This is a genomic window from Rhizobium leguminosarum (assembly GCF_001679785.1).
Taxonomy (GTDB): Bacteria; Pseudomonadota; Alphaproteobacteria; order Rhizobiales; family Rhizobiaceae; genus Rhizobium; species Rhizobium leguminosarum_R.
Genome location: NZ_CP016286.1, coordinates 4,406,829 through 4,430,851, shown reverse-complemented (window position 1 = coordinate 4,430,851; position 24,023 = coordinate 4,406,829). Strand labels below are relative to the sequence as shown.

Annotated in this window: 22 protein-coding genes; 12 read left to right on the top strand and 10 right to left on the bottom strand. The window is 62.0% G+C overall.

The window, feature by feature from the left end:
* Positions 1-86 precede the first annotated feature (86 nt).
* On the bottom strand, positions 87-668 hold the full coding sequence (locus BA011_RS21535) for an Lrp/AsnC family transcriptional regulator (RefSeq protein WP_065281934.1): 582 nt from the start codon (positions 666-668) through the stop codon (positions 87-89).
* Positions 669-694: 26 nt separating this feature from the next.
* On the opposite strand from BA011_RS21535, the gene BA011_RS21530 reads away from it, so the two are divergent.
* Positions 695-1,081, top strand: coding sequence for a RidA family protein (locus BA011_RS21530; RefSeq protein WP_065281933.1), 387 nt, complete (start codon positions 695-697; stop codon positions 1,079-1,081).
* Between the two features lie 45 nt (positions 1,082-1,126).
* Here the strand turns inward: BA011_RS21530 and BA011_RS21525 are convergent, their stop codons facing one another.
* Positions 1,127-1,834 (bottom strand): glutathione S-transferase family protein, encoded by a 708-nt coding sequence (locus tag BA011_RS21525; protein ID WP_065281932.1) that lies wholly within the window; start codon positions 1,832-1,834, stop codon positions 1,127-1,129.
* A 114-nt stretch (positions 1,835-1,948) separates the two neighbouring features.
* Between BA011_RS21525 and BA011_RS21520 the strand changes: the two genes are divergently transcribed.
* The 4 genes from BA011_RS21520 (at position 1,949) to BA011_RS21505 (ending at position 10,254) form a co-directional block, all read left to right on the top strand.
* Complete coding sequence (locus BA011_RS21520; RefSeq protein WP_065281931.1) at positions 1,949-2,839, top strand: LysR family transcriptional regulator; 891 nt, start codon at positions 1,949-1,951, stop codon at positions 2,837-2,839.
* A gap of 708 nt (positions 2,840-3,547) precedes the next feature.
* On the top strand, positions 3,548-7,093 hold the full coding sequence (locus BA011_RS21515; protein ID WP_065281930.1) for a DUF5801 repeats-in-toxin domain-containing protein: 3,546 nt from the start codon (positions 3,548-3,550) through the stop codon (positions 7,091-7,093).
* A gap of 81 nt (positions 7,094-7,174) precedes the next feature.
* Positions 7,175-8,899 (top strand): type I secretion system permease/ATPase, encoded by a 1,725-nt coding sequence (locus tag BA011_RS21510; protein ID WP_065281929.1) that lies wholly within the window; start codon positions 7,175-7,177, stop codon positions 8,897-8,899.
* Between the two features lie 20 nt (positions 8,900-8,919).
* Positions 8,920-10,254 (top strand): HlyD family type I secretion periplasmic adaptor subunit, encoded by a 1,335-nt coding sequence (locus BA011_RS21505; RefSeq protein WP_151343507.1) that lies wholly within the window; start codon positions 8,920-8,922, stop codon positions 10,252-10,254.
* Between the two features lie 112 nt (positions 10,255-10,366).
* On the opposite strand, the gene BA011_RS21500 is transcribed toward BA011_RS21505, so the two are convergent.
* Positions 10,367-11,950: a peptide chain release factor 3 gene (locus tag BA011_RS21500; RefSeq protein ID WP_065281928.1), complete on the bottom strand. Its 1,584-nt coding sequence runs from the start codon at positions 11,948-11,950 to the stop codon at positions 10,367-10,369.
* Positions 11,951-12,041: 91 nt separating this feature from the next.
* On the opposite strand from BA011_RS21500, the gene dut reads away from it, so the two are divergent.
* Genes dut through BA011_RS21485 form a run of 3 tightly spaced genes read left to right on the top strand, consistent with a single transcriptional unit; the run spans position 12,042 to position 14,230 of the window.
* Positions 12,042-12,512: a dUTP diphosphatase gene (gene dut, locus BA011_RS21495; protein ID WP_065281927.1), complete on the top strand. Its 471-nt coding sequence runs from the start codon at positions 12,042-12,044 to the stop codon at positions 12,510-12,512.
* Positions 12,512-13,411, top strand: a complete 900-nt coding sequence (locus BA011_RS21490; protein ID WP_065281926.1) for a GNAT family N-acetyltransferase — start codon at positions 12,512-12,514, stop codon at positions 13,409-13,411. Before dut ends, BA011_RS21490 begins: the two co-directional genes overlap by 1 nt.
* Before the next feature lie 48 nt (positions 13,412-13,459).
* Complete coding sequence (locus tag BA011_RS21485; RefSeq protein ID WP_065281925.1) at positions 13,460-14,230, top strand: hypothetical protein; 771 nt, start codon at positions 13,460-13,462, stop codon at positions 14,228-14,230.
* Positions 14,231-14,305: 75 nt separating this feature from the next.
* Here the strand turns inward: BA011_RS21485 and BA011_RS21480 are convergent, their stop codons facing one another.
* Positions 14,306-14,770 (bottom strand): Lrp/AsnC family transcriptional regulator, encoded by a 465-nt coding sequence (locus BA011_RS21480; protein WP_065281924.1) that lies wholly within the window; start codon positions 14,768-14,770, stop codon positions 14,306-14,308.
* Between the two features lie 99 nt (positions 14,771-14,869).
* On the opposite strand from BA011_RS21480, the gene BA011_RS21475 reads away from it, so the two are divergent.
* The 4 genes from BA011_RS21475 to BA011_RS21460 all read left to right on the top strand — a co-directional run bounded on the left by BA011_RS21475 (position 14,870) and on the right by BA011_RS21460 (position 19,037).
* Entirely contained in the window at positions 14,870-15,784 is a 915-nt protein-coding gene (locus BA011_RS21475; RefSeq protein ID WP_186806476.1) for a DMT family transporter, read from the top strand.
* Positions 15,785-15,937: 153 nt separating this feature from the next.
* Complete coding sequence (locus tag BA011_RS21470) at positions 15,938-16,555, top strand: LysE family translocator (RefSeq protein WP_065282620.1); 618 nt, start codon at positions 15,938-15,940, stop codon at positions 16,553-16,555.
* A 144-nt stretch (positions 16,556-16,699) separates the two neighbouring features.
* Positions 16,700-17,662: a cysteine synthase A gene (cysK, locus tag BA011_RS21465; RefSeq protein WP_003544751.1), complete on the top strand. Its 963-nt coding sequence runs from the start codon at positions 16,700-16,702 to the stop codon at positions 17,660-17,662.
* A 307-nt stretch (positions 17,663-17,969) separates the two neighbouring features.
* A complete protein-coding gene (locus BA011_RS21460) occupies positions 17,970-19,037 on the top strand; it encodes a DUF4037 domain-containing protein (protein ID WP_065281922.1) in 1,068 nt (355 codons plus the stop codon).
* Between the two features lie 180 nt (positions 19,038-19,217).
* On the opposite strand, the gene BA011_RS21455 is transcribed toward BA011_RS21460, so the two are convergent.
* The 6 genes from BA011_RS21455 to BA011_RS44385 form a co-directional block, all read right to left on the bottom strand.
* Complete coding sequence (locus tag BA011_RS21455; RefSeq protein ID WP_065281921.1) at positions 19,218-20,750, bottom strand: YifB family Mg chelatase-like AAA ATPase; 1,533 nt, start codon at positions 20,748-20,750, stop codon at positions 19,218-19,220.
* A 175-nt stretch (positions 20,751-20,925) separates the two neighbouring features.
* A complete protein-coding gene (gene gshB, locus BA011_RS21450) occupies positions 20,926-21,873 on the bottom strand; it encodes a glutathione synthase (RefSeq protein WP_065281920.1) in 948 nt (315 codons plus the stop codon).
* A gap of 85 nt (positions 21,874-21,958) precedes the next feature.
* Positions 21,959-22,462 carry a cupin domain-containing protein gene (locus tag BA011_RS21445; RefSeq protein ID WP_065281919.1) on the bottom strand — a complete coding sequence of 168 codons (504 nt, stop codon included), beginning with the start codon at positions 22,460-22,462 and terminating at the stop codon, positions 21,959-21,961.
* Positions 22,463-22,575: 113 nt separating this feature from the next.
* Entirely contained in the window at positions 22,576-22,944 is a 369-nt protein-coding gene (locus BA011_RS21440; RefSeq protein WP_065281918.1) for a YraN family protein, read from the bottom strand.
* The gene (rsmI, locus tag BA011_RS21435; protein ID WP_065281917.1) at positions 22,934-23,851 is read right to left on the bottom strand and encodes a 16S rRNA (cytidine(1402)-2'-O)-methyltransferase; all 918 of its coding nucleotides are present in this window, start codon (positions 23,849-23,851) and stop codon (positions 22,934-22,936) included. Before rsmI ends, BA011_RS21440 begins: the two co-directional genes overlap by 11 nt.
* Complete coding sequence (locus BA011_RS44385; protein WP_168289564.1) at positions 23,848-24,018, bottom strand: hypothetical protein; 171 nt, start codon at positions 24,016-24,018, stop codon at positions 23,848-23,850. The genes rsmI and BA011_RS44385 overlap by 4 nt, the downstream gene beginning before the upstream one ends.
* Positions 24,019-24,023: the final 5 nt, after the last annotated feature.

Below are 24,023 nucleotides of genomic sequence, written 5' to 3'. Positions count from 1 at the left end.
CCGGCCGACCATCCGACTCCATTTGAGCCAACAGAATGCTTCAATCTAACCCGGAAAGGCTCTAGCGCCGACTTAACATCCCGCCTCTATTCCGGCAGAGGCATATCCGGCCAGCTATCGGTGACGCCGGCCTGGACCGGACGCTCCAGATAGGTGGAAAGCGCAATATAGCTGCGGGTGCCGGTGACGCCGGGAACGGCGTGGATCTGGGCGAGAAAAGCTTCCAAGGCCTGCGGGCTGGCGGTGCGGACCTTGAAGAGAACGCTGGCGTCGCCCGCGACCGAATGCATCTCCTCGACCTCGGGAAACTGCAGGACCTGCATCAGCCGCTCGCTCTTGCCCCAGCCGGCCGCCTCCACATGCACGAAGGCAAGCAGCGGCTTGCCGAGGGCTGCGCCATCCAGCGCGGCATGCACGCCCTTGATGGCACCGGATTGTCTCAGGCGGCGCACCCGCTCATGCACGGCCGGCGCCGACAGACCGACCACTTCGCCAAGCCTGGCATAGCTCTGGCTGCTGTCGGCGGCGAGCGCGCCTAATATTCTTCGGTCGAACGCATCGATGACAGGCTGCTGCCTGCGTCCCTGCCGAAGATCCTCTGTATTTTTCGCCATTCCGCAAACTCCGCTTTCTGCCGAAGAATAATCGCCGATACTGGCATTCTTCAATAGGATATTCGGAGGATGGGAAACTCATGGAGATGATCGCGCACAATCCAGCAGACGGGATCTATGCAGCGAGCCCTGATTACGTCCATGCGCTGGAGGTCAGGCATCCATCCCGGCTGCTCTTCGTCAGCGGTACGATGGGTCTCGATCAACAGGGAATGGCCGCGGCCGATCTGGACGGACAGCTGGAGCTCATCTGGTCCAATCTGCGCGCCATCCTCACGTCCGCTGATATGACGGTGGACAATATCGTGCGGCTGACGAGCTATCTCAGCGACGGCGCCTTTATGGAAGCGAACCAGAATGCCCGTCTTCGGGCGCTTGGCGGCCGCGCCGTGCCGACCACGGCGATCATCGTCGAAACGCTGCGCGACGACTGGCTGGTCGAGATCGAGATCATCGCCGCCGGCTGACGGCAGATCGACCGCCGCACCGCAGGGGCGCGACGGCTGGGGCGATCAGGCCGCCTGTTTCAACAGGCCGAGCGCCTCGGCCAGATCGACCTCACCGCGGAAACCGCCGCTGCTTTTCGCCTCCTGCCGATGCTCGATGGCATGGGCAAAACGCACGGCCGGCTCCTGCTGCATGCGATCATAAAGGCGATGCAGGCCGGGAAACTGCCGGCGGTCGACGACCTTGTGAAAATCGTTCCAGCGGGCGATGCCGACGAAATAGGCGTCCGCCAGGCTCGGGCCGTTGCCGAGAAGCCATTCGCGGCCATCAAGCAGATTTTCCAGCCTATGATGCGCCTTTTCGACCGCGGCGATGCCATAGGCCGTGAGGAGCTGCTTCTCTTCCGGCTCCAGCGGATGCTCGATCGCATACCAGAGCGGGCCGAAGGCCTGGAAGAAGGTGGTGTTGAGAAAGGCGAGCATCTGGTTCAGCCGATCGAAATCCGCCGAGCCCTGCGCAAAGCCCAGACCGCTGCCGATCGCGCGGGCGCCGATATGGTGCAAGATCGCCATGCTTTCGCTGATCGCCCTGCCATCTTCGAGCAGCAACGACGGCGTTTCGCCGACCATGTTGATCCGCTTGTATTCTTCGCTGGAGACTATTTCCGGCATCTCGACGCGGCAGAGCCGATAAGGCAGGCCGGACCATTCCAGCGCGACGATCGAGCCGAAGGAGCAGCCCTCCGGTACGCCGTAAAACAATATGGGTGACATCAATCGTTCCTTTCAGAATTGAACCCGTTTGGACACGATCAATGTGAGGATGTGGACGATCTTGCGGTAGAGGCTATAAATGCATCGCAATGTCCACATATCTGGAAGCTGACGATGGCGCTTTTCAACCTCAATGACCTCCATCTTTTCGTGCAGGCCGTCGACAGCGGCAGCTTTACCGCCGCCGCAAGACATCTCGGCATTCCGAAATCGACGGTGAGCAAGCGGGTTGCAGAACTGGAGGCACGGCTTGGCGTGCGGCTGATCCAGCGCACGTCGCGAAGCTTCGCGCTGACCGAGCTCGGCCGGGAATTCTTTCAGCATGCCCAGGCCTCGATCATCGAGGCGGAGATGGCCGAGGGCATCGTGCGGCGGCATCTGGCCGAACCCGCCGGCAGCGTTCGCCTGACCGCCTCGGTGCCGACGGCGCAATTTACCTTGACGGAGCATCTGCCAGCGCTGGCTGTGCGCTATCCGAAGCTCCGGCTCTCCGTGCATGTGACGGACCGTTTCGTCGATATCGTCCAGGAAGGGTTCGACATCGCGCTGCGCAGCCACCGGACGCCGCTGCCGGATTCGGCGCTGGTGCAGCGGAAGCTCGCCAGCCATCCCTTCTACATTCTCGCCTCGCCGGATTATGTGAATGCCCACGGCGAACCGCGCCGGCCGGAGGAGCTGGCACAGCATGCGACGATCATGACCAGCCTGACGGAGGACCAATGGCGGCTCAATTCGGGCAGCGACGAGGTCCTCGTCACGCTGCAGTCCGTCATGGCGGCGGATGAGCCCTATGTCTTGATGGAAATGGCCATGTCGGGGCTCGGCATTACCTGCCTGCCGACATCCGTCTGCCGCAAGGCGCTGGCCGACGGGCGGCTGGTGCGGGTGCTGCCGGAATGGACGGCCGGCAGCATCGAGACGACGATCCTGATGCCGCACCGGCGCGGCCAGCTACCGGCAGTGCGCGCCGTCGTCGACTTCCTGGCCGAACGGCTTGCCGGCTAACGCTCCGCCCATACGCAGCAGACGGAGAAATGCGACATTTCGAAGGAGACAGGCCGTATTCGGCCATCAGCCGCTCCTTCAGCACGTCGAGCTGCAGGGCACCGACGATCGCCGGCGAGGCGTCTTCCGGCGAGACTGCAAGTCGTCGATCGCTCGTGCTTCCGGCCCGGCTTTAGCCTTTTCTAATCACAACCACCGCCTCGTTTCGGTGACTATCTGCGACGCCCTAGGTCCCCGCCAGTACTCAGTAAAGTGTGAAATGCGATGTATTCGTCCGCCATCAAATAGAACAGGTCAAATCTAGTTCAATATAGCTCCGCTCTGTAGCTCGAACTGGCTAAGTGCATGCCAGCCAGATTTGCAGTATAGGTAGAGTTGAGGAGCAATTCGCGTCACGAATGCGATAGGTCGACATAGTCTTCAAACGGCCTTTTCTGAGTTTATCAACTCTGTCTTGCACATTGTATGAATTTATCTTCAGAGTTGCTATTATTCAGCCATACGTACGGACTTTAGTCTTAACGTATTTACGGACTTTAGTCCCAATACCTTCCAACTGAGAATGGACCAGCGCTCTCGATCGACGAATCAATAGTCGTCATTGAGCGCCTTAAAATCAATGCGCAAGGAGGTGGACCAGGCGGGTGCATTCGGCATCCGGACTTGGATCCCTCCTCTCAACGCGATTGAAACCAAGGGAGAATCTCCATGGCACTCGACATCACGACCCAGGACATCATTATCGACGAGACCACCGGTCTGACTGACGACGATATCAACCCTGCCACACCGCCGCACAACGCCAATACCACGCTGCAATATTTGTTAGGTCTTGACGTTGCCGGCGGGCTGACCTCACCGGAAGTCGCCTACCAGAGCAATTTCGTCGTGGCCTCGGCGAGCGCCGGTGAAACCATCACCTCGGTCGTTCTCACCCAGAGCGCCTCCGGGACCCCGTTCTCCACCACGGTCGGCGTCAACAGCGGCGTTCGCACGGTTGACGGCAATTATGTCTGGCTGTTCCAGGACCCGACACGTCCAAATGTGGTGATCGGCGTCATCGGTACCTCTAACCCACTCACCGAGCCCGTTGAAACCGGGCCGCTCGCCTTCTCGCTAGCGGTGATCGGCAGTGGCGCCGCTGCGGACCTGTACACGGTCCAGTACGTGCCGTTGTTCCATCCGGATGCGACCAATGTGGACGACCGCATCGATCTGACGAACAAGGTGTTCGCCTCGGTCAGCGGAACCTCGGTGGTCAATTTCAGCCAGCTTGGCGACGCCCCGTCCGGACATAACAACTGGTATATTCTCGACGCCGACGCAGCCAGCCCCCAGAAGATCCTGGTCACGGCTCACGACAATGGCGTCCAGGCGGAAGTCAACGTCAGCACGCAAGGCCTGGGTGTCGCATCGCAAGACGTACGCTTCGGCCGTGAGCTCCAGATCGACCTGATCACCGGCGGCACCCAGAGCGCGGGCAAGAACTTTACCAACACGCCAACTGCGCCCGACTACGGCACCCACCTCGAGAACGTCTCCACCGCCGGCTTCTCGATCTCGCAGTCGACGCCGACCAGCACCGTCGCCGACATCGAGATCCACGCCTATAACAATGATGACAACGTAGAAGGCGCTGCCTTCCCCACTGACGACAACGATGCCGAGATCAACATCACCGGCGTGACGTTCAAGCTGAACGGTGTGACAAAAACAGCCGCTGAGCTCGGCATCACGGTCAATCTGGCCGGCACTGGACTGATCCTCGAGGATGTCGGCGAGGGCGTGACGATCGACTTCACGACCGCAGGCGGAGCTGGCGGAACATTCGATCGCTTCACCATCAGGAATATCGACACCGAGAAAGACTTTTTCGATGTCAAAGAGGTGCATTATGGGGGTGAGGTAAGCAACGCTTACACCGAAGAGGTTGGCTCCTTCATCAACTTTGACGACGACGGCCCGGCGATCACGGCAACCGGCAGCCCGCCGCAACTGACGGTCGACGAGACCAACCTGACCACCAATGCCAGCGGCAACTTCGCGACCTTCTTCACCTCGAATGCGGGGGCCGACGGCGGCGCCATCACCTATGCGCTCGGCATCAGCCAGATCACCAATGTCAGCGGCCTCACCGACACCGCAACCGGCCAGTCCGTGCTGCTCTTCGTCGAAGGCGGCAATGTCGTTGGCCGCGCCGGAGCCGGAGGCCCGGTCGTCTTCACCGTCAGCGTCACCGCTGCCGGCCTCGTCAGCCTCGACCAGGCACGGGCCGTGGTCCATGCCGATGCCAGCGACCCGAATGATAGCATCACTCTGGCCGCCGCCGACCTGATCAGCCTGACCGCGACCATCACCGACGGCGACGGCGATCACGCCGCAGCCACCCACAATATCGGCCAGAACCTCAACTTCGAGGATGACAAGCCGATAATCGGGGTAAAAGGCGGCCCGTTTCCACTGACGGTCGACGATACCGATCTGACGACCAACGTCAGCGCCGACTTCGGCGCCTACTTCGTCGCCTTCCCGGGGGCCGATGGCATTGGCAACGGAATCACCCATGCGCTCGGCATCAACCCGAACAACAATGTCAGCGGTCTTACCGATACCGAAACCGGCCAATCCGTCCTGCTCTTCCTGGAAGGCGGCAGCGTGGTCGGCCGCGCCGGAGCTGGCGGTCCGGTCGTCTTCACCGTCAGCGTCAGCGCTGCCGGCGTCATCACCCTCGACCAGGCAAGGGCGGTCGTCCATGCCGATGCCAACGACCCGGACGACATCACCACCCTGGCGGCCTCCGACATCACCCTGACCGCAACAATCACCGATGGCGACGGCGATCAGGCAACCTCCACCCGCTATATCGGCCAGAGCCTCTACTTCAAGGATGACGGGCCGACGATTACAGTGCCGTTTGACGGCAACCCGGCTCTCGCAGGCATCCAGCACGAAACCCTGGGCAACGTGCTCAACGCCTCGGCCAGCGGCGCCTTCGGCTACAATATTGGGGCGGATGTCCACCCGGCGGCTTTCTACACCGGTGGCGGTTCTGACTTTGTCGACCAAGATGGCGGGACGACCGGCGTCCAGATCGGACTGACCGGCACGATCACCGGTGGCGGCGGCGGCAATCTCGTCACCTCGAATGTGACGCTGGCGTCGGAGAGCCTCACCTCCGCGACGTTCAACTTCACCTTCACCTATGACAAGGATCCGGCAGCCGGCGTCCAGGCGGGCACGGCCGGCGGCACCCTCGTCATCGACAAGGCCGGCGACACCTATGCCGTCAACCTGACCGACCCGCTCGAAGGCTTCAGCTTCGACGTTCTCCACACCAGTCAGCTCCTGTCCAAGGAGCCAACGGGCAATACCGGCCATCCGCAGATCGTGGTGGAACGCTTGCAGGCGGATGACGCGAACACGCCTGACGATGAAGACTTCTACGTGCAATTCACGGGCAACGCGATCAACCGATCCAACCCGTTCCGCCTGACGAACGATGGCGAGGGGTCATCCGCTGACTCCACGTTTACCTTGGGCGGTCACGAGATGGTCAGCAACAACAATGAAACCTGGGTGTCTGCGACGCAGAACACCAACGGTGTTGCCGGCGACACGATCCAGAAAGACGAACTGCTGACGCTGCGGTTCTTCAACAGCAATGTCGGCATCGCCAGCGAGGCCACAACCCCGACGGCGACCGCCGGCTCGATGGCCATCAAGTTCGACGGCATCGGCAACAGCGAGGACCTGATGCTGATCCTCAACCTGATCGACAAGAACGGCGCCGACAACATCGCAGGCACCGCAGACGACAACGCGACGATCACCCGGGCCATGTATGTGTCGAATGCCGACATCTACAAGACAGGTCAGGTGCCGGCCGCCTACAACAGCGAGTTCACGCTCGACCAAAATGACGGCCTCGTGATCGTCGAGCAGAACGACTACAACGCCGCCGGCGAAGACTACGTACTGCAGGGTGCGCAGATCATGCAGTCCGGCAACGGGATCACCGGCAACAATACGGCGATCGACCTGGTGAGGGAAACCGGCGCCAATGGCGGCAGCAATGCGACCGGCGGTCTGGTGAACTTCGACGCGACCGATAACGACGTGCTGAAGATCACCGACATCGGCTTCACGTCGACCGTGACAGAGACGCCGAACGCCAACCTCGACTTCGCCTTCCAGGTGGCGGACGCCGATGGCGATCAGACAGCGATGCAGCACATCCTTGTCGACGTCGCCTGACAGTTGACCAACGGGGGCAGCCAAGGCTGCCCCCGGACTGTCTTTGCATGCTTTGTTATCTCGTACAACAGAGACATATTAATGCAAACAAACCAACAGTCCCCTGCCCTACAGGTGGTGATGAAAGAGGCCAGACGGGCCATCCGGCCGATGATCTGGTTCAGCGGTGGCATCAATGTGCTGATGCTGACCGGGGCGTTTTATATGCTCCAAGTCTACCACCGCGTATTGTCCAGTCACAGCTTGGAGACGTTGGTGATGCTGTCGCTGATGGCGGCAGCGGCACTCGCGACGATGGCGGCGCTCGAGGTGGTGCGCGGGCGTCTTCTGGCAACCGTCGGATCGTGGATGAACGCGCGGTTGGCGCCCGTGCTCCTAACCGCATCAGTTGAATATGCCGCCTCAGCGCCCGGCCAGGCCAGCGCCCGTCCGCTGCGCGACCTTGATCAAGTCCGGAATTTCTTCACCAGCCCGAGCATCTTCCCGATCCTTGACGCGCCTTGGGCTCCGCTGTTTTTCGGTTCCATATTCTTCATGCACCCTTGGCTAGGTTGGTTGGCGCTTTGCGGCGGGATCGTGCTGTTTGCGTTGGCGTTGCTCAATGAATACCTCACACGCAAGCCATTGACCGAGGCAGCAAGCGCACAGTCGCGGGCATATGTGCAGGCTGAGGCGGCGATCCGCAACGCCGAGGTTGTCCAGGCGATGGGCATGTTGAAGCCATTGCTGGTGGGCTGGAAGGTGCAGCAGGACGAGGCAAACAGAGGACAAGTTCTTGCTGCCAACCGTGGCGGCGTCATTGCTGCCATGGCGCGTTGTCACCGGCTGGCCCTGCAAATGGCCATACTGGGCCTTGGAGCTTATCTCGTCCTTCGCAACGAAGCTTCCCCCGGGATCATGATCTCCGCCTCGATCCTGATGGGTCGCGCCTTGTCCCCGGTCGAGCAAGCGATCGGCACATGGAAGGCGACGGTCGGAGCGCGTGCCGCTTACCGGCGTCTCGCCGCAGTCGCCGGCCAGCACCCGGAGGCCATATCGGTTCTGCCACTCCCACGACCGAAAGGTAAGTTTGAGGCCGACAACCTTGTGCTTGCCCGACAGGGCGGCGAGCCTATCCTGAAAGGGATCAACTTCCACCTCGAGCCGGGTGAAGCAATGGCGCTGATCGGCCCTAGCGCGGCCGGCAAGACCAGCCTGGCGCGAATACTGGCCGGTGCCTGGCGTCCATCGGGAGGGCGCGCGTTGCTTGATGGCATGGACGTTGCCCAATGGGCGGCGGAGGACCGTGGTCATTATGTCGGTTACCTGCCGCAGGACATCGAGCTCTTCGCCGGTACCGTCTCCGAAAACATCTGCCGCTTCGCAAAGCTCAGCCCCGTGGTCTTCGACAAGGTGGTCAAGGCCGCACAGCTGGCGGGAGTTCACGAACTGATCAAAGGATTGCCGAGGGGTTACCTCACAGAGATCGGCGAATCCGGCGCGGTCCTATCAGGCGGACAGCGCCAACGCATCGGGTTGGCGCGAGCACTCTACGGCGACCCGGCCCTCATTATCCTGGACGAGCCCAATTCCAACCTCGACCGCGAGGGTGAGGAGGCATTGATCGCCGCCCTCAGCACGGTCAAGGCGACAGGCACGACTGTCATCCTGATCGCGCACCGACCGAACATCATGGAGACGGTTGACAAGATATTGATCCTCAACCGGGGCCAACAGGACCTCTTCGGTCCACGCGACTATGTCTTCAATGAGCTCGCCGCGCGCGCCCGCAAGGTTAGCCAGATGCCGACCATAGTGGCGAAATAAGTCAGGAAAAGAAAACAGACATGCAGGATATGAAGGTCGTTCCCCTACCCGTTTCGCCACCCGCCGCACCGGTCCCCCTGCGTCTCACCGGCGTGACGTTCACCGGCTTCGCGATCATGTTCCTGTTCTTCGGCATGGCGGGGGGCTGGGCGACGCTTGCACCATTGGATAGCGCCGCCGTGGCACCGGGCGTGATCAAGGTTGCCGGCGACCGCAAGCTCATCCAGCACCTCGAGGGCGGGATCATCGCAGAGCTGCACGCCGCCAACGGTGATATCGTCAAGGCCGGCAAGGTCCTCATCCAGCTCGACAACACACCGGCAAAGGCGAGGCTTGACCTGATCCAGAACCGGATAGCAACGCGTGAGTCGCTTGCCGCTCGTCTCAGGGCTGAGCGTGACGGCAAGGCCGAGATCGCGTTTGATCCGGCATTGCTCGCAAACCCCGACAAAGCCGCAAAGGACGCGGTGGCCTCACAGCGTGACGTGTTCGCCGCGAAGCACGACAATTTGAAGGACGAGCGGGAAATTCTTAGCCAGCGCCGTCACCAGACCGAGGAAGAGATAACGGGACTGGAGGGGCTTATCGTCACCGAGGACAAGCAGATCGAAGCACTCGAGGGCGAAACCAAAGACCTTGAAAGCCTGATCAAGCGTGGGCTGGTCACGCGCGAGCGGAACCTGATGCTCAGACGACAACAGCGGGAGATCGAGGGGGAGCGCGCCACCAACGTCGCGGCCATCGCTCGCGCCAAAAGTGCCATGGCCGAGATCGACATGCAAATCTTGAACCTCGGCACGGTGCGGCTCAACGAGGCCGTCGAGGAGTTGAGCAAGGTCGAGGCGGAGTTGTTCGACCTCAGACAGGAGGAGCGTTCCGCCAAGGACGTGCTTGCCCGTACCAATGTCGTCGCCCCCGTTGACGGCATCGTCATGGACCTGAAGGTCCACACGGCGGGCGGCGTCGTAAAACCCGGCGAGACACTGATGACCGTCGTGCCGCTCGGACAGCAACTCGTGGTCGAGGCCATGGTCAGGCCGGAGGACGTCGAGACGATCGCCCCTGGACAACTCGCGCGCGTCAGTTTCCCGGCCTTCGCCCGCTACAGCCTCCCGCCGCTCGACGGCGTCGTGGAGGTCGTGTCGGCTGACCGGATGGTGGAGGAGCGCAGCGGTGCACCTTATTTCGCCGCGACCGTCGTGATCGACAAGAGCGAACTCGCCAAGCTGGAGGGCCGCAAGCTGATGCCCGGCATGTCGAGCGAAACGATGATCCGGACGGGTGCTCGCACCGTGCTTTCATATCTGGCTGAGCCGATCGCCCAGAACTTCCGCCGAGCGATGCGGGAAAAATAGCCGTAGGCGGCCCAACGGCTTTTTCGTTGTCTGACTGGGCTCGATGACGTGCAAATGTCAATGCCGCGACCGCTTACCAGCGAGCCTCACCACAGCATTCGGGGCTTAAGTATCACGCCGCCTTGGCGGCGTGATATTCCTTGATGGCGACCATCTTGACTGCCGGATGACGCTCGGACTCGTAACGCAGCGAGAAGCCGTCCTGGGCGAGGAAGACCGGATCGCCGTCGAGATCGCGGGCGATATCGCCGCGTTTGACGGTGAGGAATTTTTCGAGATCGGCCGGCTGATCGGCCGAGATCCAGCGGCAGACCGAGAAACGCGACATTTCGAAGGAGACCGGCAGGCCGTATTCGGCCATCAGCCGCTCCTTCAAGACGTCGAGCTGCAGGGCGCCGACGACGCCGACGATCGCCGGCGAGCCGTCTTCCGGCGAAAACAGCTGGACGACGCCTTCTTCGGCCATCTGCTGCAGGGCTTCCTTGAGCTTCTTCGCCTTCATGGCGTCTTCCAGACGCACGCGGCGCAGGATCTCCGGCGAGAAGTTCGGCACGCCCTGGAAGACCAGCGATTCACCTTCGGTCAGCGTATCGCCGATCCGGAGCGTGCCGTGGTTGGGAATGCCGACGACGTCGCCGGCATAGGCGGTGTCGGCGAGTTGGCGCTGCGAGGCGAAGAAGAATTGCGGCGCCGTCAGGCCGAGCTGTTTGCCGGTGCGGGCAAGTCGTGCCTTCATGCCGCGCTCGAGCTTGCCGGAGCAGATGCGGGCAAAGGCGATGCGGTCGCGGTGGTTGGGATCCATGTTGGCCTGGATCTTGAAGACGAAGGCCGTCATCTTGTCGTCGGTCGCATGCACGGTCCTGGTATCGGCGATCTGGTCACGCGGCGGCGGCGCAAAATCGCCGAGAGCGTTGATGAGGTCGCGAACGCCGTAATTGCGCAGCGCCGAGCCGAAAAAGACAGGTGTCATATGGCCTTCCAGGAAGGCCTGACGGTCGAACGGACGGCAGGCCTCGATCGCCAGCTCGGTCTCCTCGACGAACACCTGGCGCTCGTTTTCCGGCAGCCTGCCCGCCACGCTTTGCGGGCCGTTGACCGGCGTTCCCTCGATTTCGGTATCCGAACCGCGCACCGTGTTGGCGGCGATATTATACGAGCCGCAAAAGGTCTTCGAGCGGCCGATCGGCCAGGTGATCGGCGCCGTATCCAGCGCCAGCTTCTCTTCCACCTCGTCGAGGATCTCGAAGGGATCGCGGCTTTCGCGGTCCATCTTGTTGATGAAGGTGATGATCGGGATATCGCGCATGCGGCAGACTTCGAAGAGCTTCAGCGTGCGCGGCTCGATGCCCTTGGCGGCATCGATGACCATGACGGCGGCGTCGACGGCCGTCAGCGTGCGATAGGTGTCGTCGGCGAAATCCTCGTGACCCGGCGTGTCGAGGATGTTGAAGACATTATCGTTATATTCGAAGGTCATCACCGAGGTGACGACGGAGATGCCGCGTTCGCGCTCGATCTTCATCCAGTCGGAGCGCGTCTGCATGCGATCCTTCTTCGCCTTGACTTCGCCGGCAAGCTGAATGGCGCCGCCGAACAGCAGCAGCTTTTCGGTGAGCGTCGTCTTACCCGCGTCCGGGTGGGCGATAATAGCGAATGTACGGCGGCGGGAGACCGCCTCGGCGAGACTTTCGGCCATGCTTGTGAATCCTGTGGAATTGCCGCGTATCTAGCGATTAAAGCCCGGCAATGCAATTGACCTCGGGCCTTCCGGCGCAAAGTAATGGGCCATGACCATTCATCACGATACGCGCCCGACGCTGAACCTGATCCGCTTAGCCAATGGCGAAGGCCTCGATCTGCCCGCCTATGAAAGCAAGGGAGCGGCCGGTTTGGACCTGCGTGCCGCCGTCGACGAGGCAGCACCACTGACGCTTCTGCCCGGCAAGCGGGCGCTGGTGCCGACCGGCTTCATTTTCGAGATCCCCGAAGGTTTCGAGGGGCAGGTGCGGCCGCGCTCCGGCCTGGCCTTCAAAAACGGCATCACCTGCCTGAATTCGCCAGGCACTGTCGACAGCGACTATCGCGGCGAAGTGAAAGTGCTGCTCGTCAATCTCGGCGAGGAGCCCTTCGTCATCTCGCGCGGCATGCGTATCGCCCAGATGGTGATCGCGCCGGTGACCCAGGCACGGGTGGCCGAGATCACCGCGGCCAGCGAGACGGTGCGCGGCGCAGGCGGCTTCGGCTCCACCGGCGTCTGATGGCAGAGCGCCTCGACAGCGCTGGCCTGACCTTCCGGCAGGACTATTTCGGCGACCCTGCCGGCTGGGCGGCCCTGGTCTGCCTGCTTAGGGATATTTTCGGCATCGATATCGGGCCGCTGCAACAGCTTGGCGGCCCCGATCCCACCAGCATGCCGTTCGGCTGGTTTGATGCCGAAGGCGAGCTTGCGGCCAATATTTCAGCCTTTGCGCTGCCCTTCGTCCTCAATGGCAGGATCGTCCACGCCGCCGGGCTGCAATCCGGCGCGGTGCGGCCGCCATGGAGTGGCCGCGGGCTCTATCGCGACGTCACTGTGAAAGCGCTCGACTGGTGCGAGAAGCAGGGCTTTGAAGCCGTCATCCTCTATACCGACAAGCCGTCGCTTTACGAACCCTATGGTTTCCACGCGATACCGCTGCATCGATACGAGGGAGCGCCACCCGCCCCGTCGTCTTCCGCCGCACCCGCCCGGCCGCTTTTGCCGACAAACGCGGATGATCTTGCCCTGCTGCAAGCGCTGCTGAAAAGACGAAGCCCGGTTTCGACCTCGCTGGCGGTCACGGTGAATGCGGCGATGTTTCTGATCAACACCCAGCTCGATCCCGATGTCCGGATCAGCTTCCTGGAAGACAAACAGGCGGTGATCGCCTGGAAGATCGATGAGGCGGGCCGCTTCAGCCTTCTCGATATCGTGGCGGCTGATATCCCGCCGCTTGCAGCGATCCTCGCCGGACTGCAGATCGCCCCCGCCTCCGTCGAGGTGCTTTTCCGTCCCGACAAGCTCGGCTGGGAGGGCGCTCCACAACCGTTGGGAGGCGGCACGAGGCTGATGCTGCGCGGGCTCGGCGATGCCACCCCGGATTTTCCGGCGATGCTGTCGCCGATGGCGGAATTCTAGAGCAGTTCGGTTGATGAACGGCGGGAGCGGTGTTTGTTGGAGGCGCTTATGTCATTTAGGAAAGCGCCATGGCGCTTGATTGCGGTACTAGCCACAGCGTTGATCGCGACACCGACGCTTGCGATCGAATCAGCAAAGCTTCAGTCGATTCGCTCATCTTTGTCTTTGGAAGAAATAGTTGCGTTTGCGGTTTCGAAATCGACAGCGCCCATTCTCGATATCGACAAAACAATCGAAATGAACATCGTCCTCAATGTGAAGGGTATGGAGAGGAGCGATGTTCAATCCTTACAGATTGAGCTTTTGCGCGTGTTTTCTGCGATTGGGGCTTACGCGGAAATCGGTATCAATTTCGATGCTAGTCGATCCATCGACCACTCGCCTGCAACGCCGTATGCACCTTTCGACGATCAGAACCAGCCGCCAAACACCCAGACTCTCAACGTGTTCATCGATCGTGATGCGCTTAAATTGGCAAAGTTGGGCCAAATAGCGGTCCACGACATAAACACGCTTCGAAGCAAGCCAGACACCTCGACATGCTATCACGAGAGCCAAGTAGGGAACCCGGTTATCAATGTTATCGTCGACCGCGACATCAATCCGGTAGGCTGCGTTTATGGGGTTCTGCTGCAATCAATCGGACTTACCGATGCTTTTGGCCGAGCCGCCGCGACTTTCAGTCCCGGGAGAATTCCCGGCTTCAGGATCAACGTTGAAATGGCGGCAGCATATGCCATTCGCGAATGCCGATCTGTCGTCGATAAAAAAGATCAGCTTGAGAAATGCCTGAGACGAGTTCTCAAGGAAGGGAACTAACGACCGCGGATTGGCCGATACCGCCTCGAGCGCGCCGTCGATGGCGAATTTCTAGGGCTCCTGCTCAGCCAATACCTACCTTTTTCGTGAAAGCGGCGGCAGGCGACGCTTGACGGGCGAGGCCTTGATCATCGCGGTGTTGGTCTCCGCCTTTTCGGCGACCCTATCCAGGATGCCGTCGAGATCCGCCATCGAGCGGATGACCAAGCGGGCGATAAAACAATCATCACCCGTCACCTTGTCGCATTCGATGATTTCGGGAATCTCCTGAATGATCCGCTCGACGACGTGCAGCTGTCCCGGCAGCGGACGCACCCGCACAATCGCCTGCAGGGGATAACCGACGGCGGCGGGATCGAGGTCGATGGTGAAGGCCTTGATGACGCCGCGCTCCTCCAGCCGGCGCAGACGCTCGGCGGCACTCGGCGAGGACAGGCCGACCTGCTGCGCCAACTCCTTCAGCGAGATCCGCGCATTGCCGGCCAACGCCTCCAGAATGGCCTGATCGATTTCGTCGAGCGATTGCACATCATTAGCCACGGCGAGACATTCCCCTCACATGATTAGGCGATACCGATAATTTTCCTTCTTATCTTTATATAAAATCACCTTCGACCGCAATATTCTTATGCCACCGAAATGGAGGCGATTATGGGCAGCGACATCAGACGAGGCACGGCGGAAATGACGGCAGCGATGCTGATCTCGGGGACGATCGGCTGGTTCGTCGTCATGTCGGGCCAGCCTGTCAGCGGTGTGGTCTTCTGGCGCTGCCTGTTCGGCGCGCTCACCTTGCTTGTCATCTGCGGCGCTCTCGGGCTGCTGCGGCCCGGCATCATCACGCTGCGCGCCTTCGGCATCGCCATTTTCGGCGGCGTCGCCATCGTCTTGAACTGGCTGCTGCTGTTTGCCTCCTATTCGCATGCGACGATCTCGATCGCGACGACCGTCTATAACACCCAGCCCTTCATGCTGCTGGTGCTCGGCGCACTTTTTCTCGGCGAGAAGATCACCGCCACCAAGCTGTTCTGGCTGGCGCTCGCCTTCGCCGGCATGGTGGCGATCGTCCAGGCAAAACCCGGTGCGGGCGGCGCTGCGTTCGACGGCTACGGCCTCGGCATCCTGATGGCGCTCGGTGCTGCCTTCTTCTATGCGCTCGCAGCGCTTGCCGCGAAATGGCTGAAGGGCACGCCGCCACATCTGATCGCGCTCATCCAGGTCGCAACCGGCATGCTGATGCTGGCGCCGATGACCGACTTTTCCCATCCGCCGGGGGATGTCGGCGCCTGGGCGATCCTCGTCACCGTCGGCGTCGTCCATACCGGGCTGATGTATGTGCTGCTCTACGGCGCGATCCAGAGGCTGCCGACGCATCTCACCGGCGCCCTGTCCTTCATCTATCCGATCGCGGCGATCCTCGTCGATCGGCTCGCCTTCGGCCACGCGCTGCAGCCGATGCAGATATTAGGTGCGGCGATCATTCTCCTTGCCGCCGCCGGCATGAATCTCGGCTGGACGCCGCGGTGGCTGCGGCCGCGGGCGCTCGAGAGCTGAGAACCGGGCGGGCGTGGCAAGCACGCCTGGGAGATGCAGGCATTCTTTCCGGCAGGGCCAAGCATTCCTGCCGGTGATGCATCCATCAACGCCAGCGGATTGAAGGTTGCAGGCACCGGATATAAAACAGCGGGGAAAAGAAGGGAGCGCATCATGAGCCTTGCCGCCTTGCTGACCTATGCCGGAGCGCTGTTCATCGCCGCGGCCATTCCGGGACCGGGGATCACCGCGATCGTCGCACGCGCGCTCGGCTCGAACTTCCGCGAGACCTTCTTCATGGGTCTCGGCCTGGTGCTCGGCGACATGGCCTATCTGACAGCGGTCATTCTCGGCCTTGCCTTCGTGGCGCAAACCTTCACCGAGGTGTTCATATCAATCAAGATCGCCGGCGTCCTCTATCTCGGTTACATCGCCTGGAAACTCTGGACGGCAGGATTGCTGCCGCAGGATATCGCGGCGCGCAAATCCACCAATGTCGGCATGTCCTTCCTCTCCGGCCTGCTGGTGACGCTCGGCAATCCGAAGACGATGCTCTTCTATGTTGCCCTGGTGCCGACGCTGATCGATATCGGCAATATCGGCCTGCGAGACTATGCGCTCCTGCTGACCACCACCTTCGTGGTACTGATCGTCGTGCTCGTGCCCTATATGCTGCTTGCCTCGCGGGCCCGCACGATGCTGAGAGAGCCGCGGGCCTTGCAGGCGCTGAACCGGGTTGCCGCCGGCATCCTCGCCGGCACGGCCGCCTTCATCGCCACGCGGGCCGCCTGAAATAAACATTCGGCAAGGACCGGTTTTCAAAGGTTATTTTCTCCGAGGACCGCCTCCCCGGGATGAACACGGGCTGGCCTAGACCGGCCTTTGACCCTATTCTCCTCCTCGATTTCAGAGACAGGATTTCAAAGGGAGGCACCCATGTCGCACAAGCCCGGCCGCGGCCGCATCTATTCCTCGATCACCGAGACCATCGGCGACACGCCGCTCGTGCGCTTCGACAAGCTGGCGCGGGAAAAGGGCGTCGTCGCGAACCTGATCGGCAAGCTCGAATTCTTCAACCCGATCGCATCCGTGAAGGACCGCATCGGTGTCGCGATGATCGAAGGCCTCGAAGCCCAGGGCAAGATCACTCCCGGCAAGACGGTGCTGATCGAGCCGACCTCCGGCAACACCGGCATCGCGCTCGCCTTTGCCGCCGCAGCCAAGGGTTATCGGCTGATCCTCACCATGCCGGAGACGATGTCGGTCGAGCGCCGCAAGATGCTCGCGCTGCTCGGCGCCGAGCTGGTGCTGACCGAGGGTCCCAAGGGCATGAAGGGCGCCATCGCCAAGGCCGAGGAACTGGCGTCCTCCCTTCCCGATGCCGTCATTCCGCAGCAGTTCGAAAACCCTGATAATCCCGAGATCCACCGCAAGACGACGGCCGAGGAAATCTGGAACGATACCGACGGCACGGTCGACATCGTCGTCTCCGGCATCGGCACCGGCGGCACGATCACCGGCGTCGGCCAGGTGCTGAAAAGCCGCAAGCCCGAGATCAAGATCATCGCCGTCGAGCCGGCCGATTCGCCGATCCTCTCCGGCGGCAATCCCGGCCCGCACAAAATCCAGGGCATCGGCGCCGGCTTCGCGCCGAAGATCCTCGATACCGGCATCTATGACGAGGTCGTCACCGTGACCAATGACGAGGCCTTCGAACAGGCGCGCCTGGTCGCCCGGCTCGAAGGCGTGCCGGTCGGCATCTCCTCGGGTGCTGCGCTGACGGCCGCAATCAAGGTTGGCATCCGTCCCGAGAACGCCGGCAAGAACATCGTCATCATCATTCCCTCCTTCGCCGAGCGTTATCTTTCGACGGCGTTGTTTGAGGGGCTGGGGAGCTAAGGTTGGCTTTGGCCGGGGCTTCCCCAGTCATTCATGTTCGCAGAATATCGGGGCGCTTCGGTGCCCACCTCAAACTGCTGATGGAGTCGGCCCAGCTCCTCTTTCGTCATGCTCGGGCTTGTCCCGAGCATCTGCAGCCGGTTGATATGTAGCAGATCCTCGGCACAAGGCCGAGGATGACGAAGAGTAGAGAACGTGGCTGCCGATAAACTGTCGAGGCGCCTTCGACGACGGCCATTTTCGGTTGGCCCTCTGAGGCGGCGGCTGTGTTCCAATCGTGATGGCATCAAGACTACGGTGAGACGTTATGCAGGGGATCCAGTTATCACGAGGTTTCTATACCGATATCGTTCGGCCCTGGCTGAATGAGGTTGCGCCAGAGCTCCGCTATTCCGCAGCACTGATCGGCTATGGCTCGGAGCTACTCGGTTTTGACGATGACGTTTCCAAGGACCACAACTGGGGGCCACGCGTCCACATCTTCCTGGGCCGAGACGACTTCGGCAATTGTGCACGGCGACTGGTCGATGAATTTTCCAAAGTTGCGCCGGCTGACTATCTTGGGGAGCCTATTGGCTGGCGCAGCCGACCACATCCGCCGGCAAATGGCGTCGAGGCGGCAGGAGCGTCTGAACACGGACTGGAGTTTCATACGCTCGAAGCGCTATTGGAAGGTCACTTCGCCGTTCGGTCGGTCGAAAACCTCAACGCTCTTCAATGGCTGGGCTTTGCAGAGCAAAAGCTTCTCGCCTTCACATCAGGCGCCGTTTTTCACGATGACGATAGCCGCTTGAGCCAGACCCGTGATCGCCTGAGGTATTTCCCAGGCGATGTGTGGCTCTACAAGATTGCGTGTCAGTGGCGGCGCATCGCTGAGGAGCAGGCATTTGTCGGTCGCGCAGGACAAGTTGGAGACGACCTGGGTTCGCGGGTCATCGCCGCGCGGCTGGCGCGGGACGTAATGAGAATGGGGTTCCTGCTCGAGCGACGTTACGCCCCCTATTCAAAATGGCTCGGCAGTGGCTTTGCCAGGCTTCCCATCGCAGAGCCCCTCTCGCCTCACCTGCAGCGGGCCTTACATTCGAGTGAATGGGCGGAACGAGAGGACGCGCTCGCTTCGGCTTACCAGGAACTCGCGCGCAGGCAAAATGCGATTGGCGTCGCCTCTTTCGAGCCAATCGTGGGTCCATATCATGACCGGCCATTTACGACCATCAACGCTGACGATGCGGTAGAGGCCGCGCATTCAGCGATAGCCGATGCGTGGATCAAACAGCTGCCGATTGTCGGCTCTTTGGATCAGATCAGCGACCTCACGCCCCTGCTTGAGGACGCCAAGCTCTCTCAAAGGATGATGAGCCAGTTGGACAGCTGACCTCTCCGTCATTCGGAAAGCGTGTCATTCAGTCCTGCTGAACTCATTGGCGCCAACTTCTCTTTCGTCATGCTCGGGCTTGTCCCGAGCATCTGCAACCGATTGATATCCGGCAGATGTCAGGCACAATGCCGAGTAAAGGACGAGCTTGCCAACAAACTGTCGAGCGCTTCGCGCCTCTCACGCCGCGGCCGTCAGTCTCTCCCCAGCCATGCGATAGGAGATCGCTTCGGCGAGATGGATGCGGCCGACCGTGGGCTTGCCGTCGAGATCGGCAAGCGTGCGGGCGACCTTCAGTACGCGGTGGTAACCGCGGGCGGAGAATTTCATCTTTTCGGCGGCGTCGCGCAGCAGCTGCAGGCCGCTGGCATCGGGCTCGGCCAGTTTCTCGATCATCGCGGTGGAGCAGCGGGCATTGGTGCCGATGCCCTTTGCGCCTGTGCTTTCGAAGCGCTCCTGCTGGATCTCGCGGGCGCGGGCGACACGGCGGGCGACGTCGGCGCTGGTTTCAGCGGCCATCGGCCGGATGAGATCGGCGGCGGAGACGGCCGGAACGTCGATGCGGATATCGATGCGATCCATCAGCGGGCCGGAGATGCGGGCCTGGTAATCACTCATGCAGCGCGGGCCGCGGGCGCAAGTATGGCCCGGCTCGCCGGCCATGCCGCAGCGGCAAGGGTTCATCGCCGCGATCAGCTGGAATTTGGCCGGATAGGAGACGCGGTGATTGGCGCGGGCGATGACACATTCGCCGCCTTCGAGCGGCTGGCGCAGCGCATCGAGCGCCTGCGGCGTGAATTCGGGAAATTCGTCGAGAAAGAGCACGCCGTGATGGGCAAGCGAGGCTTCGCCCGGACGGGCGCGCAGGCCGCCGCCGACGAGGGCTGCCATGGTGGCGGAATGATGCGGGGTGCGGAAGGGCCGGCGATCGGAAAGCTTGCCGCCGGAGAGCTGGCCGGCGATCGAATGAACCATCGACACCTCCAGCAGTTCGGCGGCCGAAAGCGGCGGCAGGATCGACGGCAGCCTTGCCGCCAGCATCGACTTGCCGGAGCCGGGAGGACCGACCATCAGCAGATTATGGCCGCCGGCGGCCGCCACTTCGAGCGCGCGCTTGGCGCTTTCCTGGCCCTTGATCTCGGCAAGGTCCGGCAGGTTTGCGGCATTGGCGCGGATCGACGCTTCCGGCCGGGACAGGACCTGCGTGCCGCGGAAATGATTGGCAAGGGCAATCAGGCTGCGGGGTGCGAGGATATCGACCTCGGCGCCTGCCCAGGCGGCTTCGGCGCCGCTTTCGGCCGGGCAGATCAGCCCCTTGCCGAGCGCATTGGCGCCGATCGCAGCCGGCAGCGCGCCTGATATGGCGGCGATCGTTCCGTCGAGGTTGAGCTCGCCAACGACGACAAAGTCCGACAGCGCATCGGCGGGAATGGCGCCGAGGGCAGCCATCAGGGCAAGGGCGATCGGCAGATCGAAATGCGAGCCCTCTTTCGGCAGGTCAGCAGGCGCCAGATTGACCGTCACGCGCTTTGCCGGCAGCGCCAGGCCGGAGGCGTGGAGGGCTGCCTGCACGCGCTCGCGGCTTTCGGCCACCGCCTTGTCGGGCAGGCCGACGATCTGCATGCCGACCTTGCCGGGCGCGACCATGACCTGGACCTCGACCGGCACACCTTCGATGCCCTGAAATGCAACCGTACTGACACGCGCGACCATATGCCCATCCCTTGTCCCGCAAACTCTTATACCGCCCCCGGCCGTTCAGGGCCAGCGGTTGCAATCTGGCATGGAAGCCCGAATAAAACAAGAACAATCAAAGAACATAGTCAGACATCCGCTGTGACCTTGGTTGTGCTCGGTCGCGGGACCAAAACGGTCATGGGTGGCAGGCTCAGCCGCGCTTGCGCTCGATCGCGTCCCAAAGCAGGCTCGCGATATCGGCGCCGCCGAATTTTTTGACCTCGCGGATGCCGGTGGGCGAGGTGACGTTGATCTCGGTCATATAATCGCCGATCACATCGATGCCGACGAGCAGGAAGCCGCGTTCCCTCAGTGCGGGACCGATGCGGGCGCAGATTTCCTGTTCGCGCGGCGTCAGTTCGGTCGCCTCGGCGCGGCCGCCGACATGCATGTTGGAGCGGCTGTCGTGTTCGGCCGGCACGCGGTTGATGGCGCCGGCGAATTCGCCGTCAACGAGAATGATACGTTTGTCGCCCTTGCGCACGTCGGGCAGATATTGCTGGGCGATGAAGGGCTCGCGGAAAAGCTGGCCGAACATTTCCAGCAGCGATGAGAGGTTGCGGTCGTCGCGGGTCGAATGGAAGACGCCGGCGCCGCCATTGCCGTAGAGCGGCTTCAGGATGATATCGCCCATCTCGTCGCGGAAGCGGCGGATCTCGGCGGCATCCTTGGTGATCAGCGTCTTCGGCATCAGGTCGGAGAATTCGGTGACGAAGATCTTCTCCGGCGAGTTGCGCACCCAGGCCGGATCGTTGACGACGAGCGTCTTCGGGTGGATGCGCTCGAGCAGATGCGTCGAGGTGATATAGGCCATGTCGAAAGGCGGGTCCTGGCGCAGCAGGACGACATCCATGGTCGCGAGATCGACGCGCTCGGGCGCGCCAAGCTCAAAGTGATCGCCCTTGACGTCGCGCAGCACCATCGGCTCGACGCTGGCATAGAGCTTGCCGTCACGAAAGCTCAGGCGGTCGGGGGTATAATGGAAGAGCTTGTAGCCGCGCGCCTGCGCTTCCAGGCTCATGGCGAAGGTAGAATCACCTGCGATATTGATGCCTGCGACATGGTCCATCTGGACCGCTACATTGGTGATCTTGGCCATTTCCATCCCTCGCTGAATGCCGGACAGATGTAGGTCGGCCAGATATCAAACGCAACGGGCAATCAAGGGCTTCCGGTCGCAGTTTTCAGGCAGCGATGCCCTGGTTGCCGTTGTTGCGCAGCATGTTGCGGAGGCGGTAGGCGATCGCCAAGGGCTTCGGAAAGGGCTTGCGCAGGAAGGCGACCTTGCGGACGTAAGTGTCGACCCGCCAGCTTGCCCAGGTTCCACCGGCGAAAAAGGCGACGTCGCCGGCGCAGAGCGTTCGTTCGGTGCCGTCCTCGGCGGTGATATGGACCTCGCCTTCGAGGATCATCACCGTCTCGTCCCAGCCGAAATACCAGCGGAATTCGCCCGCCGTGCAATCCCAGATCGCCGTCAGCGAGGCCTCGTCATGGCCGCGCGAATGTTCGGCTGTGCGGGCCTGCGGATTGCCGCTGACGATCCAGTCCGGATTGATCGGCGTGGATTTCAGCGGCAGCAGATCGCTCGCATGCGCGACGAAGGATTTTCCGGCCGGCTTCACCACCGCATACGGCACCGAGCGCGCGGCCATGGCGACCGCACTTGCAAGCATCAGCTTCCAGGCCATGAAACAACCCCCAATTGCTACCCTACCGAGTCGATAGCAGAGAGTCGTAAGGACCTGGTTCAAGCGGGGACTAAAAGTTTAACGATCCGGAAATCCGATGGGGCGAAAGGAGGTCAGAAGGCATCAATAAAATGCCGCGGCAGCCGGCCGGGCATGATCGCGACGATATCATAACGCTGGGAAAGGCGGGCCTGATCCCTCTGGCGGGCAAGCCAGAGATCGCTTGCCGCCCGTATGCGCTTCTGCGCGGCGATAGAGACGGCGTCGACCGCGGCGGCCGCGCCATGGCGGGCCTTGACCTCGACGAAGACGGCGAGATCGCCCTTGCGGGCGATGATATCGATCTCGCCGAGCCGGGTGCGGTGGCGCAGCGCCAGGATGCGGTAGCCCTTCAGCATCAGGAAGGCGGCCGCGACATATTCCGACATGCGGCCTCGGCGCAGCGCCTTCCTTCTGATCGCGGTGAGATCGCTATCGCCCATCGGCGTTCTTGAGCTCCAGCAGCCGCTGATAGAGCACCTTGCGCGGCAGGCCGGTGAGGCGGGCCGCCTCGGTCGCAGCACCTGCCGTCGGCATCGACTTCGAGAGGTCGGCCAGCATGGCTTCGACATCGGCCTCATCGGTCTCGACCGGCTCCGGCGGACCGATCACGAGGACGATCTCGCCCTTGACGTTTTCCACCTGCTGATAATGGGCGGCAAGCTCGGCCAGCGAGCCGCGGCGGAACTCCTCATAGGTCTTGGTCAGCTCGCGGCAGACGGAGGCGGGCCGAGCGCCGCCCAGCACATCGGCGGCGGCCAGAAGCGTTGCGCCGATGCGATGCGGCGATTCAAAGAAGATCAGCGTCGCCGGGGCTACGGCAAGTTCACCGAGACGGTCGCGACGGGCCTTGTCCTTGGCCGGAAGGAAACCGGCGAAGAGAAACGCATCGTTCGGCAGGCCGGAGCCGACAAGGGCTGCGAGCGGCGCGGAGGCGCCGGGAATGGGAATGACACGGTAACCTGCCGCTATCGCCTGTTGCGCCAGCCGATAGCCGGGATCGGAAACCAGCGGCGTGCCGGCATCGGAAACCAGCGCCACCGAGCGGCCGGCTTCGAGCGCCTGCAGCAGCCTTGGGCCGGCCTCGTCGGCATTGTGCTCGTGATAGGCGAAGGGGCGGTTCTGGATGCAGTAGCGGTCAAGCAGCACGCGGGTGACGCGCGTATCTTCGCAGGCGAGCACATCGGCGCCGGCCAGCGTTTCCAGCGCCCGCAGGGTGATATCGCCGAGATTGCCGATCGGGGTGGCGACGAGATAGAGCGCCGGCTCCAGCGGCCGCGCCGGCACCGCCATATTGTGCAGGCGGAAGCTTCGCCGGCTGGCGGCGTCCGCTGTCGTTTCCTCATTCATGCCATTTGCTTTCGTCCGGCCGGCTCGTCGCCGGCATCGAAGCCTTTATGGGCGAGCCGCACCGCTTCGGCAAGGGTTCGGATTTCTGTGAGCATCGCTCTGGAAAACCGCAAATGCAGGGGTGCCGGCGTCCATGCCTCTTGCAAAGCAATGCTGAAGTCTGCCATTTTGC